The organism is Bradyrhizobium sp. BRP19, assembly GCF_020194195.1.
Lineage (GTDB): Bacteria > Pseudomonadota > Alphaproteobacteria > Rhizobiales > Xanthobacteraceae > Bradyrhizobium > Bradyrhizobium yuanmingense.
This window is the reverse complement of record NZ_JADYVZ010000006.1, coordinates 1-16,113: the sequence shown is the minus strand read 5'-3', so window position 1 is coordinate 16,113 and position 16,113 is coordinate 1. Positions and strand designations below refer to the sequence as shown.

Annotated in this window: 20 protein-coding genes; 7 read left to right on the top strand and 13 right to left on the bottom strand. The window is 64.6% G+C overall.

The genetic code is table 11. The annotated features are described in order from the left end of the window. Positions 1-71 precede the first annotated feature (71 nt). Positions 72-827, bottom strand: a complete 756-nt coding sequence (locus tag I6F36_RS20005) for an SDR family NAD(P)-dependent oxidoreductase (RefSeq protein WP_225171999.1) — start codon at positions 825-827, stop codon at positions 72-74. Between the two features lie 194 nt (positions 828-1,021). On the opposite strand from I6F36_RS20005, the gene I6F36_RS20000 reads away from it, so the two are divergent. Both I6F36_RS20000 and I6F36_RS19995 read left to right on the top strand, forming a co-directional pair. Continuing rightward, positions 1,022-1,915 (top strand): AraC family transcriptional regulator, encoded by an 894-nt coding sequence (locus I6F36_RS20000; protein WP_225128089.1) that lies wholly within the window; start codon positions 1,022-1,024, stop codon positions 1,913-1,915. An 11-nt stretch (positions 1,916-1,926) separates the two neighbouring features. Beyond that, positions 1,927-2,700 (top strand): N-acyl homoserine lactonase family protein, encoded by a 774-nt coding sequence (locus I6F36_RS19995; RefSeq protein ID WP_225128090.1) that lies wholly within the window; start codon positions 1,927-1,929, stop codon positions 2,698-2,700. Positions 2,701-2,709: 9 nt separating this feature from the next. On the opposite strand, the gene I6F36_RS19990 is transcribed toward I6F36_RS19995, so the two are convergent. The 4 genes from I6F36_RS19990 to I6F36_RS19975 all read right to left on the bottom strand — a co-directional run bounded on the left by I6F36_RS19990 (position 2,710) and on the right by I6F36_RS19975 (position 5,407). Next, a complete protein-coding gene (locus I6F36_RS19990) occupies positions 2,710-3,129 on the bottom strand; it encodes a hypothetical protein (protein WP_036008979.1) in 420 nt (139 codons plus the stop codon). Positions 3,130-3,366: 237 nt separating this feature from the next. Further along, positions 3,367-4,152, bottom strand: a complete 786-nt coding sequence (locus I6F36_RS19985) for a hypothetical protein (protein WP_036024535.1) — start codon at positions 4,150-4,152, stop codon at positions 3,367-3,369. A gap of 79 nt (positions 4,153-4,231) precedes the next feature. Further along, the gene (leuD, locus tag I6F36_RS19980; RefSeq protein ID WP_027573022.1) at positions 4,232-4,837 is read right to left on the bottom strand and encodes a 3-isopropylmalate dehydratase small subunit; all 606 of its coding nucleotides are present in this window, start codon (positions 4,835-4,837) and stop codon (positions 4,232-4,234) included. 171 nt (positions 4,838-5,008) lie between these two features. Then, the gene (locus tag I6F36_RS19975) at positions 5,009-5,407 is read right to left on the bottom strand and encodes a metallopeptidase family protein (RefSeq protein WP_225171998.1); all 399 of its coding nucleotides are present in this window, start codon (positions 5,405-5,407) and stop codon (positions 5,009-5,011) included. A 156-nt stretch (positions 5,408-5,563) separates the two neighbouring features. Here I6F36_RS19975 and I6F36_RS19970 point away from each other — a divergent pair, with 156 nt between their 5' ends. The 3 genes from I6F36_RS19970 to I6F36_RS19960 all read left to right on the top strand — a co-directional run bounded on the left by I6F36_RS19970 (position 5,564) and on the right by I6F36_RS19960 (position 6,853). Further along, positions 5,564-5,839 (top strand): hypothetical protein, encoded by a 276-nt coding sequence (locus I6F36_RS19970; protein ID WP_036008907.1) that lies wholly within the window; start codon positions 5,564-5,566, stop codon positions 5,837-5,839. Positions 5,840-5,865: 26 nt separating this feature from the next. Beyond that, positions 5,866-6,126 (top strand): hypothetical protein, encoded by a 261-nt coding sequence (locus tag I6F36_RS19965; RefSeq protein ID WP_036008904.1) that lies wholly within the window; start codon positions 5,866-5,868, stop codon positions 6,124-6,126. Positions 6,127-6,313: 187 nt separating this feature from the next. Next, positions 6,314-6,853, top strand: a complete 540-nt coding sequence (locus I6F36_RS19960; protein WP_036040773.1) for a hypothetical protein — start codon at positions 6,314-6,316, stop codon at positions 6,851-6,853. Between the two features lie 224 nt (positions 6,854-7,077). On the opposite strand, the gene leuC is transcribed toward I6F36_RS19960, so the two are convergent. The 6 genes from leuC to ffh all read right to left on the bottom strand — a co-directional run bounded on the left by leuC (position 7,078) and on the right by ffh (position 12,721). Continuing rightward, positions 7,078-8,484 carry a 3-isopropylmalate dehydratase large subunit gene (gene leuC, locus I6F36_RS19955; protein WP_036024581.1) on the bottom strand — a complete coding sequence of 469 codons (1,407 nt, stop codon included), beginning with the start codon at positions 8,482-8,484 and terminating at the stop codon, positions 7,078-7,080. Between the two features lie 324 nt (positions 8,485-8,808). Further along, on the bottom strand, positions 8,809-9,189 hold the full coding sequence (rplS, locus tag I6F36_RS19950) for a 50S ribosomal protein L19 (protein WP_036008895.1): 381 nt from the start codon (positions 9,187-9,189) through the stop codon (positions 8,809-8,811). A 110-nt stretch (positions 9,190-9,299) separates the two neighbouring features. Continuing rightward, entirely contained in the window at positions 9,300-10,055 is a 756-nt protein-coding gene (trmD, locus tag I6F36_RS19945; RefSeq protein WP_225171997.1) for a tRNA (guanosine(37)-N1)-methyltransferase TrmD, read from the bottom strand. Between the two features lie 115 nt (positions 10,056-10,170). Further along, positions 10,171-10,728 carry a ribosome maturation factor RimM gene (gene rimM, locus I6F36_RS19940; RefSeq protein ID WP_036024556.1) on the bottom strand — a complete coding sequence of 186 codons (558 nt, stop codon included), beginning with the start codon at positions 10,726-10,728 and terminating at the stop codon, positions 10,171-10,173. A 9-nt stretch (positions 10,729-10,737) separates the two neighbouring features. Further along, complete coding sequence (gene rpsP / locus I6F36_RS19935; protein ID WP_025032875.1) at positions 10,738-11,070, bottom strand: 30S ribosomal protein S16; 333 nt, start codon at positions 11,068-11,070, stop codon at positions 10,738-10,740. 100 nt (positions 11,071-11,170) lie between these two features. After that, entirely contained in the window at positions 11,171-12,721 is a 1,551-nt protein-coding gene (ffh, locus tag I6F36_RS19930; protein ID WP_036024559.1) for a signal recognition particle protein, read from the bottom strand. Positions 12,722-13,174: 453 nt separating this feature from the next. Here ffh and I6F36_RS19925 point away from each other — a divergent pair, with 453 nt between their 5' ends. Together I6F36_RS19925 and I6F36_RS19920 are read left to right on the top strand one after the other, a co-directional pair. Then, a complete protein-coding gene (locus tag I6F36_RS19925; protein ID WP_225171996.1) occupies positions 13,175-14,239 on the top strand; it encodes an MBL fold metallo-hydrolase in 1,065 nt (354 codons plus the stop codon). A gap of 175 nt (positions 14,240-14,414) precedes the next feature. Continuing rightward, a complete protein-coding gene (locus I6F36_RS19920) occupies positions 14,415-14,825 on the top strand; it encodes a hypothetical protein (protein WP_225113772.1) in 411 nt (136 codons plus the stop codon). An 89-nt stretch (positions 14,826-14,914) separates the two neighbouring features. Here I6F36_RS19920 and I6F36_RS19915 read toward each other — a convergent pair whose 3' ends face one another. Together I6F36_RS19915 and I6F36_RS19910 are read right to left on the bottom strand one after the other, a co-directional pair. Beyond that, positions 14,915-15,619 carry an SIMPL domain-containing protein gene (locus tag I6F36_RS19915; RefSeq protein ID WP_036024562.1) on the bottom strand — a complete coding sequence of 235 codons (705 nt, stop codon included), beginning with the start codon at positions 15,617-15,619 and terminating at the stop codon, positions 14,915-14,917. Positions 15,620-15,624: 5 nt separating this feature from the next. Then, positions 15,625-16,113, bottom strand: a 489-nt coding sequence (locus I6F36_RS19910; RefSeq protein ID WP_225171995.1) for a GyrI-like domain-containing protein, incomplete at its 5' end; no start/stop codon positions are given.

Here is a 16,113-nt window from a genome sequence, read left to right as displayed (position 1 = left end):
CGGTGATGCGGAAGGGCTGAGGGCTCGCACACTCCGTCGCCTCGCGACGGAGTGCGCCAATGCCGCCGCACTCAGATCGTCTGGCCGCCGGACACCTCGATGCGCTGGGCCGTAACCCAGCGATTCTCCGGACCGAGCAGGCTCGCGACCATCGGCCCGATGTCGTCGGGCACACCGACGCGGCCAAGCGCGGTCATTTGCGCGAACTGCTTGTTCAAATCCGGCATGTCGCGGACGGCGCCGCCGAGGAAGTCGGTCTCGATCGCGCCCGGCGCTACGACGTTGGCGGTGATGCCGCGTTCGCCGAATTCTTTTGCCATGTAGACGGTCAGAACCTCGATGGCGCCCTTGGCGGCGGCATAGGCCGAGAAGCCGGGGAAAGACACGCGCGTCAGCCCGCTCGAGAAGTTGACGATCCGGCCATTGTCGCCAAGCAGCGGCAGCAAGGCCTGCGTCAGAAAGAACGGCCCTTTGACATGGGTGTCGAAGAGCGCGTCGAACTGCTGCTCCGTCGTCTCGGCTATGGCGGCCATTTCGCCCTGGCCGGCATTGTTGACGAGATGATCGAACTTGTCGGCGTGCCAATGCTCCGCCAGCGCCGACGCGACTTTTGCGGCGAACGCCGGAAAGGTCGATACGGAGTTGACGTCGAGCTGGAGCGCGACCGCTTTTCGGCCGAGCGCCTCGATCTCGGTGACGACCTCGCGGGCGGCGGCGGCGCCGCTGCGATAGGTCACGATGACGTCGCCGCCGTGACGCGCGATGGCGATTGCGGTATTGCGGCCAAGGCCCCGGCTGGCGCCGGTGACGAGCGAAATGGTGGGCATTTGAGGCTTCCTCGTGAAGTTTCGGTGGGGCCTTTCTGCCTGTGATCGAGCATCCGATGTTGCCGGATGCTCCGATCGTCTTGCCCAATCCTCCAGGAATGCGGCCGGCGGCAGCCTTGCCTGAAACTCCCGTCTTCTTGCCCGATCGCCCCTCGGCAATTGCCGGCATGCTTGGCGCGGCCTAGATTGGGCCCGTGACCGAAACGCTGCTCCAGATCGCCAGCCGTTACGCCGCAGCTCACGCCGACGGCAAAGGCCTTGCGTGCACGCCTTTCGCAGGCATCTCGATCATTCGTGAGACCGCGCCGAGCGCGCTCCAATTTGCGATCGCCAAGCCCCTGGTCGCTTTGGTGCTGCAAGGTGCCAAGCGTGTTGCGGTCGGCGCCACGTCGTTCGACCTGGGTGCGGGCGATTCGCTGGTGATCTCGAGCGACGTGCCGACGGTCAGCCAGATCACGCGCGCCACAGCCGCGGTGCCCTATTTGTCGCTCGTCGTCGAGCTCGATCCCATCGTCATCGAGGGGCTGGTCGTCGAGATGGGGGCCGCGCCTTATGTTCCGTCGCAGCCGCTTCGGGTCGAGCCGACGGAGCGGGATGTGAGCGATGCGGCGCTGCGGTTGTTGCGCCTGATCGATCGGCCCTCATCCGCCTCGATCCTCCAGAGCCAAGTGCTGCGGGAGCTGCATTATTGGCTATTGGCCGGTCGGCACGGGGGTGCCATCAGGGCGCTCGGTATGGCCGACAGCCATGCGCAGCGGATCGGCCGTGCGGTTGCGATCATTCGCGCCGACTATGCCAAGCCTTTGCGTGTCGACCGGCTCGCCAAGGCCGCGGGGATGAGCCACTCGGCCTTTCACCTGCACTTTCGCAGCATCACCTCGCTGACCCCGCTTCAGTTCCAGAAGCAGCTGCGCCTGATCGAGGCGCGCCGCACCATGCTGGCCGATGGCGCGAGCATCGCGACCGCCTCTCATCGGGTCGGCTACGAAAGCGTCACGCAGTTCACGCGGGAATATTGCCGATTGTTCGGCATGCCGCCTGGGCGCGACATGCGCGAGGCGAAGCGGCGCGTCGAATCGGCGGCTTGAAGAGTTCTCACATGGCGACGATCGACAGGATCTACATCCTCGACGGAGGCATTGCTGAGGTCGAAGACGGTTCGATCTATTCTCCCGGCATCAATGTCGGCATTCCCATGACATTGAGCTGCAATGCCTATCTCATTCGTCACCGCGGCGAGTGGCTGATCTGGGATACGGGAATAGCAGATGAGCTGGCGAAGTATCCGGAAGGGCGCATCATCGCACACGGCATACGCGGCATCGTGCGTCGTCCCATCGCGGACCAATTGGATGAAATCGGGGTGCGGCCCCGCGATATCGGCACGATCCTCCTCTCTCACGCGCATTTCGATCATATCGGAAATGTCGACCTGTTCGAAAACGCAAGATGGATCGCTCAACGGGCCGAGTTCGAAGCCATGTTCGGACCTGACCCCGACGAGTTCGGCTACTCACTGCCGCACTACGAGGCGTTGCAGGAGCGGCCTTTCGAGATTGTCGATGGCGACCACGACATATTTGGCGACGGCGCGGTGCGCATGATCTTCACGCCCGGCCATACTCCCGGGCATTGCTCGCTGCTGGTGAAGCTGCCGCGGCGCGGCGCCGTGCTGCTGAGCGGTGACGTCGCGCACAACCGGGAGAACCTCCGGCACATGCGCGTGCCGTCGTTCAATGCCGACCCGCAGGCGACGGTTGCGTCGATGGCCAAGGTGGTCGAGCTGCTACGCGTCGAGAACGCCGAAATCTGGATCAATCACGATACGGCGCAAAGCCAGGGGATGGCTTACGCGCCGAAATGGATCGAGTAGCGCAATGCCTCACCGCGGCACGAGGTCGGCACGCTCGAGCGTCTCCAGGGTCGAGGCGTTGGCGCAATAGCCGTGGTAATTCTCCGCGGCGGTGCCCTCAGTGAGATCGCGGTCGCACTGTCCCTTGTGATTGCAGAGCGAGCAGACCCGCTCGAGGTCGCGGAGCAGCAGCGGCTGCGCGCGGCCGAGCGCCTCACTGCTGATGCCGAGCTGTTCGAGCATCTTCGGCAGCTCGTCGGCGGCGTGCCGGCCATGACGGACCAGCTCCTCCAGATCGTCCGGCGCGATCCTGAGATCATTGGCGATCCGGTCGAAATCGGCGCGGTCGAGCTGCCGCATTTCGTTGATCTCGCGGCGGTGCTTCACCCAGTTCGCGAAGGACTCGATGAGATCCTGGACGATGGGGTAGGGCCTGGTTGCGGTGCTCATGGAAAGCTCCATTCGGACGGTCGGAATTGGAGCGAGATAAGCACAATGATGCAGAAGCGCGTTGCGCTGGATCAAACAGGAAAGAGCGGGGTTGCCGACCTCTCCCGCTTGCGGGAGAGGTCGCGCCGAAGGCGCGGGTGAGGGCTCTTTCCTCTGGGGGATTGTCCCATTGCGGAGATACCCTCTCCCCGACCCTCTCCCGCAAGCGGGAGAGGGAGCGCACCTCCTGCGCCGCAGCTACCTGAATCTCTCCGCCGCCCACGCATACAGGCTGCCGGGAATCGGCTTCTCGCCGCCGCGTCCCTTCGGCGAGATGTGCAGGCCGATGATGGCGGGGTCGGTGACCAGGCCAAGATAGCTCGAGGGATCGAAGAACAGCTTTGGCTCGGCATGCACGGCATAGAACGATTGCTTCGGCAATGCGTTCTGCAGCTCGCCGGTGCGGCGCGCGAGCGCGGTGAGTGCCGCGGGCCCGTAGATCGCGACGCGAACATCCGAGAGCCGGTTCGAGCCGCCGCGCAAACGGCGCATCATGAAGGTGATGCGATGGCGCAGCGACAGCCAGTTCGGCGTCAGCTCCTCCTGCTCCATCAGCTCCGCGAAGGCGGCAACGATGCCGTGCGCGGGCGGCAGATAGAGCACGGAATTGCCGAGCTGGCGCGGCCGCTCCCAGGCGAAGTACGGTTTGGCCGGATCGATCTCGACCGGCCTCAACAGCAGCACGTCGGCATCCAGCCAGAGGCCGAGGCCCTTCGCCATCAGCTTCATGCGGAAGAAGTCGCTGAACTGCAGAATGGTCCAGTCGCGCCAGCTGCCGTCCGGCTGCGGCGGGCGCAGGCGTTCGGAGAACGCATGCGGCAGGATCGCCTCGGCCTCGGCATTCGCGACGCCGGCCGGCAATCCGGGAATAGTGTCGAAGCTGTAGACCGTGACCTTGTGCCCGGCAGCCAATTGCGAGCGCAGACAGGTCTGGCGCAGCGCATCCATCGGGCCATGCCAGAAGGTGACGATCTCGGGCAGCATGCGGGAAGTCATAAGGGATAATCAGAACAAAGAAAAAGCCCCGGCGCTTGCGGCACCGGGGCTCAACAAAAACTTGCGATCAGGCCCAGGCGCGCTCGCGCTTGAGCTTGTCCTCGTAGGAGTCGATCGAGGCCTTCTTCTCCATGGTGAGGCCGATGTCGTCGAGGCCGTTGATCAGGCAGTGCTTGCGGAACGGGTCGATCTCGAACTTGACCTTGCCGCCGTCGGGGCCGCGGATCTCCTGATTCGGCAGGTCGATCGTCAGCGTCGCATTGGCGCCGCGCTCGGCGTCGTCGAACAGCTTGTCGAGGTCTTCCTGCGACACGCGGATCGGCAGAATGCCGTTCTTGAAGCAATTGTTGTAGAAGATGTCGCCGAACGAGGTCGAGATCACGCAGCGGATGCCGAAGTCGAGCAGCGCCCAGGGCGCGTGCTCGCGGCTCGAGCCGCAGCCGAAATTGTCGCCGGCGACCAGCACCTTCGCGTTGCGATAGGCGGGCTGGTTGAGCACGAAGTCCGGATTCTCGCTGCCGTCGTCCTTGTAGCGCTGCTCGGAGAAGAGCCCCTTGCCAAGGCCGGTGCGCTTGATGGTCTTGAGGTACTGCTTCGGAATGATCATGTCGGTGTCGACATTGATGATCTTCAGCGGCGCCGCGACGCCTTCCAGCGTGGTGAACTTGTCCATGGTTGCGCTTTCCCGCACGTGGTTCAGGGAACCGGCTATTTATCGCGATCGGGCCGGAAATCCTAGGCCGAATTCGGCAGATCTAATCTGCCGTAGGGGGTTTGAAGCCGAACTGGCGCGGCATCGGAATTTCACCTCTCCCCGGTGGGGGAGAGGTGGACCGAGAGCGTCCTACTCCGCCTTAGCCTCGATCGCGGCCATATCGTCGTCCGACAGACCAAAATGGTGGCCGATCTCGTGGATCAGGACATGGCGGACGATGTGGCCGAGGCTTTCGTCGTGCTCGGCCCAATAATCCAGGATCGGGCGGCGGTAGAGCCAGACCATGTTGGGCAGCCGTGCCACGTCGCCAAAGCTCTGCTGGGGCAGGCCGACGCCCTGGAACAGGCCGAGCAGGTCGAACTCGCTCTCGCATTCCATCTCGTCCAGGACCTCCTCGGTCGGGAAGTCCTCGACGCGGACGATCACGCCCTCGCAAAGCTTGCGAAATTCCGCCGGCAGGCGCTCGAACACGTCGTGAGCCATCGCTTCCATTTCGGCCAGCGAAGGGGCTTTCAATTCCGTCCACATGAGCACCTCTTAGCGCGGGTTTCCCGCTGATGCATCTGGCTTTATAAGCGCGGCGAGGTTGACGGGCGCCGCCAAAACGGGGAGCGTGGGTCGTCAACGGGACGGTTCAGGGTGGGCGGAAAAATGCGAACGAAAACAGCGCTGACTCTACTGTGCATGGGGTTGTTTTCGCAATTTTGCGTCGGCGCCGAGGCGCAGGCCGCCAGTTCCGAAATCCGGATGGCCCAACTGGTCTCGCCGGACGATGTCCCCCCGCCGCGCAAGCGGCCGCGCCTGCGCATCACGCCCTATTACAGCCCGGACGGCGTCTATCCCCGCTACAATCCCGGCCCCGACGCGGTCCGGGTCTGCAACGCCACCTATGTGCAGGAGTACCGGCCGAGCGGCACGGTGATCGTGCCGCGCGTGAGCTGCTACTGGCGTCGGGGCTGACTTCGCGGCGACCTCGTGAGGGTGTGATGGCGAGATGGATCGCATGGGCCTTTGCCGTCGCGCTGGCCACTGGGCTGCCTCGCGCGTCCGCCGCGCCAAGGGCGACGGTCCCGGAGGCATCGGCGGGAATCGCGGTTTTCGATGTGCGACGACACGCGCGAACCTATGACATCGCACGGCCTGCCATACGCCGCGATCCGCGCTATTACGCGCGGCCTGTCTACTATCGTCCCTATCCCTACGGCGTGCCGGCACCGTTTGTGTTCACCTACGGCCCCTTCTGGTAAGGCGCCGCTTTGGCGTCCGGCTTTGCGATCACGCGAGGCATGGGGTCGCATCGCGGCGCCGCGCCTTGTTCATTCATGGCGCGTTCACATCGCTGTCCGCAACTTGATCCCGGGAGCGACCGCAATTGAACGGCAATGGCGCGGCGGAGACGTCGCAGCTCTGCCGTCCGGATTCAGGGAGGATTCCATGCTGAGGATGTTGGGCCGCCGGGTCGGCTCGGTGCGCTTGCTCGGGCTTGCGGCCGCTGCGACGCTGATGCTGTCGGCCGGCAGCGTGCGCCGCGCTGAAGCGCTCACCTTGATCAATCCGGCGACGTCGCCGATGACGAAGGCCGCGACCGACGATCTCGTCACGCAGGTTCGCCGTGGCGGGCACGGCGGACATGGCGGCGGGCATTTTCACGGCGGCGGTTTTCGCGGCGGCGGCGGGCATATCGGCCGCGGTTTCCACGGCGGTGGCTTCCGCGCCGCGCCGGCCTTTCACCACAGACATGTCGGCATCCATCGCCATGGCGGCTTTCGCCACGGCGGATATGGCGGGGTCCACCGGCACTGGGGCCATCACCGCCCCCATTTCCGGCATCGTCACTTCTACCGGCCCTATTATGTCGGCGGCTACTATCCTTCCTACTCTTATCCGCGCCGCTGCCGGATCATCTGGACCTATTACGGCCCGCGCCGCGTCTGCCACTGGCCGCGGTGGCACTATCCGTACCGCTATTGGTGACGTGCGTGAATTGCTGGCTCTGCATTCGTCATGGCCGGGCATAGCCGTCCGAAGGACGGCGTCGCTTCCGCTCGCCTATGTCCCGGCCATCCACGTTCTTGGGGCTTGTGCAGAGAGTTCGTGGATGCCCGGGACGAGCCCGGGCATGACGGAGAGACTGGTTAGAGCCAATCCTTCAGCTTCCACGACGAAGCTTTCCACCGCATCAGATTGCAGGGACCAGCTTAGCGCCAGTCCCTGACGTCGACGAAGTGGCCCGCGATCGCCGCCGCTGCCGCCATCGCCGGCGACACCAGATGGGTGCGGCCCTTAAAACCCTGGCGGCCTTCGAAATTGCGGTTCGAGGTCGAGGCGCAGCGCTCTTCCGGCTTCAGCTTGTCCGGGTTCATGGCAAGGCACATCGAGCAGCCCGGCTCGCGCCATTCGAAGCCGGCCTTGATGAAGATCTTGTCGAGACCCTCGGCTTCGGCTTGCTCCTTCACAATGCCGGAGCCCGGCACGACCATGGCATTGACGTTCGCCGACACGGTCTTGCCTTCGGCGATCTTCGCCGCGGCCCGCAGGTCCTCGATGCGGCCGTTGGTGCAGGAGCCGATGAAGACGCGGTCGAGCTTGATGTCGGTGATCTTCGTGCCCGCCGTCAGGCCCATATATTTCAGCGCGCGATGCTTGGAGATGCGCTTGGCCTCGTCCGCGATCTTATCAGGATCGGGCACGATACCGGTGACAGAAATCACGTCTTCAGGCGAGGTGCCCCAAGTCACGATCGGCGGCAGCTTTGCGGCATCGAGGCGCAGCTCGTGGTCGAAATGCGCGCCGTCATCGGAGCGCAACTTCTCCCAGTAGCGCATCGCCGCGTCCCAGGCCGCGCCCTTCGGAGCCTTCGGACGATCACGCAGGAAGTCGAACGCCTTCTGGTCGGGCGCGACCAGGCCAGCGCGCGCGCCGCCTTCGATCGACATGTTGCAGACCGTCATGCGGCCTTCCATCGAGAGCGCACGGATCGCTTCGCCGGCATATTCCAGCACGTAGCCGGTGCCGCCCGCGGTGCCGATCTCGCCGATGATGGCCAGGATGATGTCCTTGCCCGTCACGCCATCCGGCAATTTGCCGTCGACGGTGACGCGCATGTTCTTGGCCTTCTTCTGGATCAGCGTCTGCGTCGCCAGCACGTGCTCGACCTCGCTGGTGCCGATGCCGTGCGCGAGCGCGCCGAACGCGCCATGCGTCGAGGTGTGGCTGTCACCGCAGACGATGGTGGTGCCGGGCAGCGTAAAGCCCTGCTCGGGGCCGATGACGTGGACGATGCCCTGACGCTTGTCGAACTCGTTGTAATATTCGATGCCGAACTCCTTGGCGTTTTCGGCCAGCGCCTTGATCTGCTCGATGCTTTCAGGGTCGGGATTCGGCTTGGTGCGGTCGGTGGTCGGCACGTTGTGGTCGACGACGGCGAGCGTCTTCTCGGGCGCATGGACCTTGCGCCCCGTGGCGCGCAGGCCTTCGAACGCCTGCGGCGAGGTCACCTCGTGCACCAGATGGCGGTCGATGTAGAGCAGGCAGGTGCCGTCCTCGGCTTCGTGCACCAGATGGTCGTTCCAGATCTTGTCGTACAGGGTGGTCGGCTTGGACATGAGCTCGAGCTCCAAAGAATGTGTCAGCGATGAGCGCGGCAGAGCGCGCGGGCAACAAAATCGTCAGCGCAGCCTTCAGGCTGCGCGGCTAAGCTCTGACGTTGCCGAGGTCGCGAAGCGTCCGAAGAACCGGCCAGGCAGCCGCGAGCGATCGTCGATGACGATGCGCTGGATGCGGGCGAAGCTGGTTAGATCTGGAAACATTCTAGGAATATATAGCAGGCCGAATTGGAAGCGCGAGTGCTTTGACGCGCACGGCTGACGCAACAAAAAAGCGCGGAGCCGAGCCCCGCGCTTTCGAAAGACCTGCCTGGTGGCGAAAGCTTACTCGCCGACGGCAGCAGCGCGGTCCTGCTTCTCGACGATGCGGGCCGACTTGCCGCGAAGATTGCGGAGATAATAGAGCTTGGCGCGACGCACCTTGCCGCGGCGCACCACCTTGATCGAGTCGATCATCGGGGAGAGCAGCGGGAACACGCGCTCGACGCCCTCGCCATAGGAGATCTTGCGCACGGTGAAGCTCTCGTTGAGGCCACCGCCGGAACGGCCGATGCAGACGCCCTCATAGGCCTGCACGCGGGTGCGGTCGCCTTCGACGACCTTCACGTTGACGATCACGGTGTCGCCGGGGGCGAATTCCGGGATGTCCTTGCCGGCCGACAGCTTGTCGAATTGCTCCTGCTCGAGCTGCTTGATCAGGTTCATGGGTAAATCTCCATCGGCGCGCCCAGCCCTGGAAACGGGGGGCTGCGCAAAATTCGTCTATCCAGCCATTGCGGATTTGGCCGCTCCTATAAGGCAAGCCGGAGCGTTTGTCACCCGTCTGTCTTGGTTTTTGGCGTTTTTTGGCCGCTCCCCCGATTCGCGGCCTTTTCCCACAAATCCGGGCGCCGGGCGGCCGTCAGGGCCTCGGATTTGGCCCGCCGCCAGGCGGCCACCTTGGCGTGGTCGCCGGAGGTGAGGACAGCAGGGATCGGAACCCCCTCGAACAGCTGCGGGCGGGTGTATTGGGGGTACTCCAGCAGGCCGTCCGAAAAGCTTTCCTCGGTTCCGGAGGCTTCCTTGCCCATCACCCCCGGCAGCAGCCGGACGCAGGCGTCGATCAGGGCTAAAGCTGCGATTTCGCCCCCGGACAGCACGTAATCGCCGATCGAGACCTCCTCCAGGCCGCGCGCGTCGATCACCCGCTGGTCGATCCCCTCGAAGCGCCCGCAGACGATCAGGGGGCCGGGGCCTTCGGCGAGCTCGACCACCCGGGCCTGGGTCAATGGCCGACCCCGGGGGCTCATGAGCAGGCGGGGACGCGCTTTTGACGGGTCTTGCCCGATCTCGGCGGCATCGATCGCGGCGGCCAGTACATCTGCCCGCAGCACCATGCCCGGCCCGCCGCCGGCCGGGGTGTCGTCGACGCTGCGGTGGCGGTCGGTCGCGGAGGCCCGGATGTCGCGCGCCTCGATCTGCCAGAGCCCGGACGCGAGCGCCCGGCCGGCGAGGCTCACGCCGAGCGGCCCCGGAAACATCTCCGGAAACAGCGTCAGCACGGTCGCGCGCCAGGGTGAGGGATTGGTCATTGCATCCTAGTCTCGTCGTCCCGGCGCGCGAAGCGCGAGCCCGGGACCCATAACCACCGCAGCCCGTTTTGCGATGGCTGGAGCGATCAGCTTAGCGAAAAATTCCGGCCTGTGGTTATGGGTCCCGGCCTTCGCCGGGACGACTCGCGGAAGAAGCTTCGTCACGATCCTCCCCCTCGATCTCCTGCGGCAACGCGATCACGACGCGGCCGCCTTTGAGGTCGACTTCCGGCACCACCGCGTTGGAGAACGGCAGCAGCATCGTCGGGCCCTTGGGCGGCGCGATCTCGATGATGTCGCCGGCGCCGAAATTATGGATCGCGAGCACGCGACCGAGCGCATCGCCATCAGTTGTGATCGCGGCAAGCCCGATCAGATCGGTGTGGTAATATTCGTCCTCGTCCGTCGCGGGCAGTTTTTCGCGCGGGACATAGAGCTCGATGCCGTTGAGGCGCTCGGCCTCATCGCGGGTCGCGACACCCTTGAATGTCGCGACCAGATGATCTTTGGCCTCGCGCACCTGCGCGATTTCGAACTGGCGCCTGCCGTCCTTGGTCGACAGCGGACCGTAGCGGCGGACGGCGAAGGGATCCTCGGTGAAGGTCCACAGCTTGACCGCACCGCGCACACCATGCGCGGCGCCGATCCGCGCGACGCAGACCAGCGCCGACATGATCCGGCCTTACGCCTTGGCGGCGGCTTCGGCCTGCGCCTTGCGCTCCTTGCGCGGCACGGCCTTCTCAGGGTTGTTGCGCGCTTCGCGCTTCTTGACGCCGGCGGCATCGAGGAAACGCGCGACGCGGTCCGACGGCTGCGCGCCCTTGGCGAGCCAGGCCTTCACCTTGTCCATGTCGAGCTTGAGGCGGGTCTCGTTGTCCTTCGGCAGCAGCGGATTGAAATGGCCGAGACGCTCGATGAAGCGGCCATCGCGCGGAAAACGCGAATCGGCGACGACGACGTGATAGACGGGACGCTTCTTGGTGCCTGCACGGGCGAGGCGGATAACGACGGACATTCAGTTCTCCTTGAAAGTGTGGTTTGCAAAGTACGTTTTGTTCGGTTGATTGGTATTTCCGCGCCGCGCGAGATGCTGATGATCCCGTGCGACGAATTCCTCATTTCTTCTTGCCGGGAAAGCCGCCCAGACCCGGAAGGGTCGGCTTGCCGCTGAGACCCGTAAGTCCCGGCAAATTCGGTAGGCCCGAGCGAAGACCAGGCGGCAGATCCTTCGGCAGATTCGGCAGGCCTTGTCCGCCGCCCGCGCCTTGCATCTTCTCCTGCAGCGCCTTCATCTCTTCGGGCGAGGGCATCTTCATGCCGCCGCCGAAGCCCATCGCCTGCGCGATGCCGGCGAGCGGGCCGCGCTTGCCCGATCCCATGGCCTTCATCACGTCGGCCATGTTCCGGTGCATCTTCAGCAGCTTGTTGACGTGCTCGACGCTCTGGCCGCTGCCGGCCGCGATGCGCTTCTTGCGGCTGGCCTTCAAGAGGTCCGGATGACGCCGCTCCTCGCGCGTCATGGAATCGATGATTGCGACCTGACGCTTCAGGATCTTGTCGTCGATGCCGGCGGCCGCGATCTGGTTCTTCATCTTGGAGATGCCGGGCATCATGCCCATCAGCCCGCTGATGCCGCCCATGTTGGCCATCTGCAGCAGCTGCTCGCGCATGTCGTTGAGGTCGAACTGACCCTTGCGCATGCGCTCGGCGGTGCGTGCGGCCTTCTCGGCGTCGATATTGGCGGCGGCGCGCTCGACCAGCGACACCACGTCGCCCATGCCGAGGATGCGGCCGGCGATACGATCCGGGTGGAAGTCTTCTAGCGCGTCGGTCTTTTCGCCGGTGCCGATCAGCTTGATCGGCTTGCCGGTGACGGCGCGCATCGACAGCGCGGCGCCGCCGCGGCCGTCGCCGTCAACGCGTGTGAGCACGATACCGGTGAGGCCGACGCGCTGATCGAACGAGCGCGCCAGGTTCACGGCGTCCTGGCCGGTGAGCGAATCCGCAACCAGCAGCACTTCATGCGGATTGGCCGCGGCTTTGATCGCGGCCGCCTCTGCCATCATCTCTTCGTCGAGCGTGGTGCGGCCGGCGGTGTCGAGCAGCACGATGTCGTAGCCGCCGAGCTTGCCGGCTTCCAGCGCGCGTTTGGCGATCTGCGGCGGCTGCTGGCCGGCAACGATCGGCAAAGTGGGAATGTCGAGGTCGCGGCCGAGCACGGCCAGCTGCTCCATCGCCGCCGGACGGTAGACGTCGAGCGAGGCCATCAAGACCTTGCGCTTGTCGCGCTGGACCAGGCGGCGGGCGAGCTTGGCGGTGGTGGTGGTCTTACCGGAGCCCTGCAGGCCCACCATCATGATCGGCACCGGCGGCACGGAATTGACGTCGATGGTCTGGCCTTCGGCGCCCAGCGTGTTGACCAGCTCGTCATGGACGATCTTCACCACCATCTGGCCGGGGGTGACCGACTTGACGACTGTGGCGCCGATCGCCTGTTCGCGCACGCGCTCGGTGAAGCTGCGCACGACTTCCAGCGCGACGTCGGCCTCCAGCAGCGCGCGGCGCACCTCGCGCATCGCGGCGTCGACGTCCTTTTCGGTCAGCGCACCGCGCCCCGTCAGACGATCGAGAATGCCACCAAGCCGTTCCGACAGATTGTCGAACAATGCCGTTGTCCTGTTGCTGTCTTCCCGATGGGAAGAGCGCTCCGTAACTCACCGCTGTCATGCCCCGCGAAGGCGGGGCATCCAGTACGCCGCAGCACCTCAGTTCAAGCCGAGCCGCCTCTGGGATACTGGATCGCCCGATCAAGTCGGGCGATGACACCTTCCTGGATAAGCATCTTCCAAACACCTTTGCGCCCGAGGGCGCACAGCGCTGTCGGGCGTTGACCTCCGGCCTCAAGGCCGGTCGGCGGGTCGAAAAGAAAGCCTTTCCGAGAAAGTGGCCGGGTTAAACGCCGCTCCCGCTCAAAAGTCAAGGAAAGTTAGGGTGTCGGCCCGCCCTTGGTAAGGCAAGGTTCTGAAAACGTGATCCTTTTGTCGCAGGTTCCTTTTCCGCCAGCCCCGCCCATATAGGCGGTGATGTCTTACCCCTCCAACCATCCCTAGAAGCCCGCCGTGCCGATCACCCGCCGCCGCCTTTTCGGACTATTCGCCGGAACCGGTGCGCTGGTCGGCATCCCCTCCCTCTGGATGTCCAGCATGAAAACCTATGACGGCCCCGCCTCCGATCATTTCGACGGCCTGACCTTCTTCGATCCGGACGGGGCGCCGCCGAAATCGCTGCGCGAGGTGCTGCGCTGGCAGCTCGGCGGCAAGCGGCAGCGGGCGACTTGGCCGGATTGGGCGCCCAGTCCCCATGCCGACACCCCGCCGGCGCGCGTTGACGGCGACAAGGTGCGGCTCTCCTTCGTCGGTCATGCCAGCTGGCTGATCCAGGCCGGCGGCCTCAACATCCTGGTCGATCCGGTCTGGTCGGAGCGGGTCTCGCCGGTCGCCTTCGCCGGGCCGAAGCGGCACAACGACCCCGGCATCGCGTTCGAGAAGCTGCCGAAGATCGACGTCGTGCTGGTCTCGCACGGCCATTACGACCATCTCGACATCGCGACGCTGTCGCGGCTCACCAAGAATTTCGCCCCGCGCGTCGTCACCCCGCTCGGCAACGACGTCACCATGCGCAGCTGGGATCCCGGCATCAAGGTGGAGGCGTTCGACTGGCATGATCGCGTCGAACTCGGCGAAGGCGTCGCGGTGCATCTGGTGCCGACAAGGCACTGGACCGCGCGCGGCCTGTTCGACCGCAACAAGGCGCTGTGGGCGAGCTTTGTCCTGGAGACGCCGGCCGGGAAGATCTACGTGGTCTGCGATTCCGGCTACGGCGATGGCCGCCATTTCCGCCGCGTCGCCGAGAAGCACGGCAAGCTGCGCCTGGCGATCCTCCCGATCGGCGCCTACGAGCCGCGCTGGTTCATGCGCGACCAGCACATGAACCCCGAAGATGCGGTGAAGGCGCTGGCCGATTGCGGCGCGGAAGCCGCGCTCGGGCATCACCACGGCACGTTCCAGCTGACGGACGAAGCGATCGACGCGCCGGCGACAGCGCTGGTCGAGGCGCTGGATGCCGCGAAGATTCCGCAGGAAAGATTCGTGGCGATGCTGCCGGGGCAGGTGGTGGAGATTTAGGTCGTGTATCCATAAACCCGGCGGCTTGATGCGACGAAAGCAATGTCCGCTTTGCTCCCATTGCGGCAGGTGCGTGCGGTTCTGCGCCGTTGAACCAGAAAGCCCATGACGCAACAAAGCACCATGGATTTCTTTTGGTCGGAAGACCTTTATTAATCGATGGATGGAGCCGGCTGTGGGATTTTTGCTGAGAATTGTGCTTGCAACCGCTCTCGTGAACCTTGCTCCGGCCGCCGCCCAGGCGAGGAACGCCGTCGCTTCTCCTGCCTTGCAGAAGGAATTCGATGGCTTCATCGAGAAGTTTCGCGCGGCGCTGAAGGCAAACGATTCCGCCGCCGTCGCCGGTATGACACGGTTGCCGTTCATGAACGACAACGCAATTCGCGACGCCGCGCAATTTGGCGCCAAGACCTATCGGACCTCGTTCACGGCGAAAAATCGCGCGTGTATCCAGCGCGGCAAGGCCGTCTACGATCGCGATGACTATAAGAACGACAGTTACTTCGTCTTTTGCGGCGAGCTCATCTTCGTCTTTACCAAGACGCCGACGGGGTTTCTTTTTACTGATATCAGCGTGAATGATTGATCGGGCAACAATGCCATCCCCTGCCGCCGGACGTATGATCGGGTCGCCGGCCCATTGGTGTTGCGGCGATGCGCCTCTTACGAAAGCGGCTACTGCCCCGGCTTGATCGCCCAGCTCACATTCACCGTCACCGTCAGCGTCTCTTCGCCCGGCGCAACTGCGGCCTGCGGGGCTGCGGCCATCCGTTCGGCCATGCGGCCCTTGAACAGCGGCACCGGGCCGCCGCCCTCGGTGACGCTGAGCGGCGCGCCCAGCGTCACACCGGCAGCCTTCGCGTAAATCTCCGCCTTGCGCCGCGCATCGGCAACGGCCTGCTCGCGCGCATCATCGAGCAGCTTTGACGCCTGCGTCACCTCGAACGAGATATTGCCGATGTCGTTGGCGCCGGCGCTGACCAGCGTGTCGATGATGCCGGCCACCTTGGTCACGTCGCGGATCTTGACGGTGACGCGGTTGCTGGCGCGGAAGCCGACCACCGGCGAGGCGCCGGTGGATTTGTTCTGGCCGTATTGCGGCTGCAGCGACAGCCGCGAGGTCTGGTAGTCCTTCTCGGCGATCCCGGCGCCCTTCAGCGCCAGCAGCACCTTGCCCATCGCGGCATTGTTGGCATCGGAGGCCTCTTTCGCCGTCTTGGCGTCGTTGGCGACGCCTGCATCGATTTGCGCGAGATCGGGCGCCGCGGATACGGAGGCTTCGCCGCTCACCGAGATCGCGGAGGGAAAATCCTCGGCGCGCGCGGGCGCGGCGAGCAGCGTGGTGGCGAGGACGGCGGCAAGTAGGGCAGGCTTTTTCATCAGTCTCACTTCAGTGGCACGAAAACATTGATCACGAGCTTGTCCTCGGACGTCTTTAGGGGATCGGTGAGGTACTCCTCGATGAAGGTGTCCTTGGCTTCCAGCCTCTTGTCGTCGAGATGATTGGTGATCGCCTCATACGTATTGTCCATGTTGTCGTAGGAGCCGCGATGGACGAATTTCAGCGCCTTGCCTTCAGGCGATTTGCCGATGCTCATGTCCTTGGACAGGTTCTTCGGGTCCTGATCGACCGGGATCTGGGCAAGAAAGGTGAAGCCGGTATCGTCCGTCGAGGTGTAGACGATCATCGAATTGCCCGATGGCTTGATGCCCTGCTTGTCGAGCAGCGTGTTCAGCGCCTTGAAGGCGTCGATCAGCGTGTCGAAGGCGGAGTCCCAATTGGCGGTGCCCTTGACCATCACGACCTTCTTCGGCTCGAGCGTGGTCTCGAGGCCAAAGGGATCGGCGGTCTGAACCGGGGCGGGGGACGCGGC

Coding starts and splice junctions, on each gene's coding strand:
- I6F36_RS19965 (WP_036008904.1), top strand. CDS start 5,866: ATGGCGAGATGGATCGCATGGGCCTTTGCCGTCGCGCTGGCCACTGGG.
- I6F36_RS19985 (WP_036024535.1), bottom strand. CDS start 4,152: ATGCTGCCCGAGATCGTCACCTTCTGGCATGGCCCGATGGATGCGCTG.
- I6F36_RS19995 (WP_225128090.1), top strand. CDS start 1,927: ATGGCGACGATCGACAGGATCTACATCCTCGACGGAGGCATTGCTGAG.
- I6F36_RS19915 (WP_036024562.1), bottom strand. CDS start 15,619: ATGAAAAAGCCTGCCCTACTTGCCGCCGTCCTCGCCACCACGCTGCTC.
- rpsP (WP_025032875.1), bottom strand. CDS start 11,070: ATGTCCGTCGTTATCCGCCTCGCCCGTGCAGGCACCAAGAAGCGTCCC.
- leuD (WP_027573022.1), bottom strand. CDS start 4,837: ATGGACAAGTTCACCACGCTGGAAGGCGTCGCGGCGCCGCTGAAGATC.
- I6F36_RS19975 (WP_225171998.1), bottom strand. CDS start 5,407: ATGTGGACGGAATTGAAAGCCCCTTCGCTGGCCGAAATGGAAGCGATG.
- trmD (WP_225171997.1), bottom strand. CDS start 10,055: ATGACCAATCCCTCACCCTGGCGCGCGACCGTGCTGACGCTGTTTCCG.
- I6F36_RS19970 (WP_036008907.1), top strand. CDS start 5,564: ATGGGGTTGTTTTCGCAATTTTGCGTCGGCGCCGAGGCGCAGGCCGCC.
- rimM (WP_036024556.1), bottom strand. CDS start 10,728: ATGTCGGCGCTGGTCTGCGTCGCGCGGATCGGCGCCGCGCATGGTGTG.
- rplS (WP_036008895.1), bottom strand. CDS start 9,189: ATGAACCTGATCAAGCAGCTCGAGCAGGAGCAATTCGACAAGCTGTCG.
- I6F36_RS19990 (WP_036008979.1), bottom strand. CDS start 3,129: ATGAGCACCGCAACCAGGCCCTACCCCATCGTCCAGGATCTCATCGAG.
- I6F36_RS20005 (WP_225171999.1), bottom strand. CDS start 827: ATGCCCACCATTTCGCTCGTCACCGGCGCCAGCCGGGGCCTTGGCCGC.
- leuC (WP_036024581.1), bottom strand. CDS start 8,484: ATGTCCAAGCCGACCACCCTGTACGACAAGATCTGGAACGACCATCTG.
- I6F36_RS19960 (WP_036040773.1), top strand. CDS start 6,314: ATGCTGAGGATGTTGGGCCGCCGGGTCGGCTCGGTGCGCTTGCTCGGG.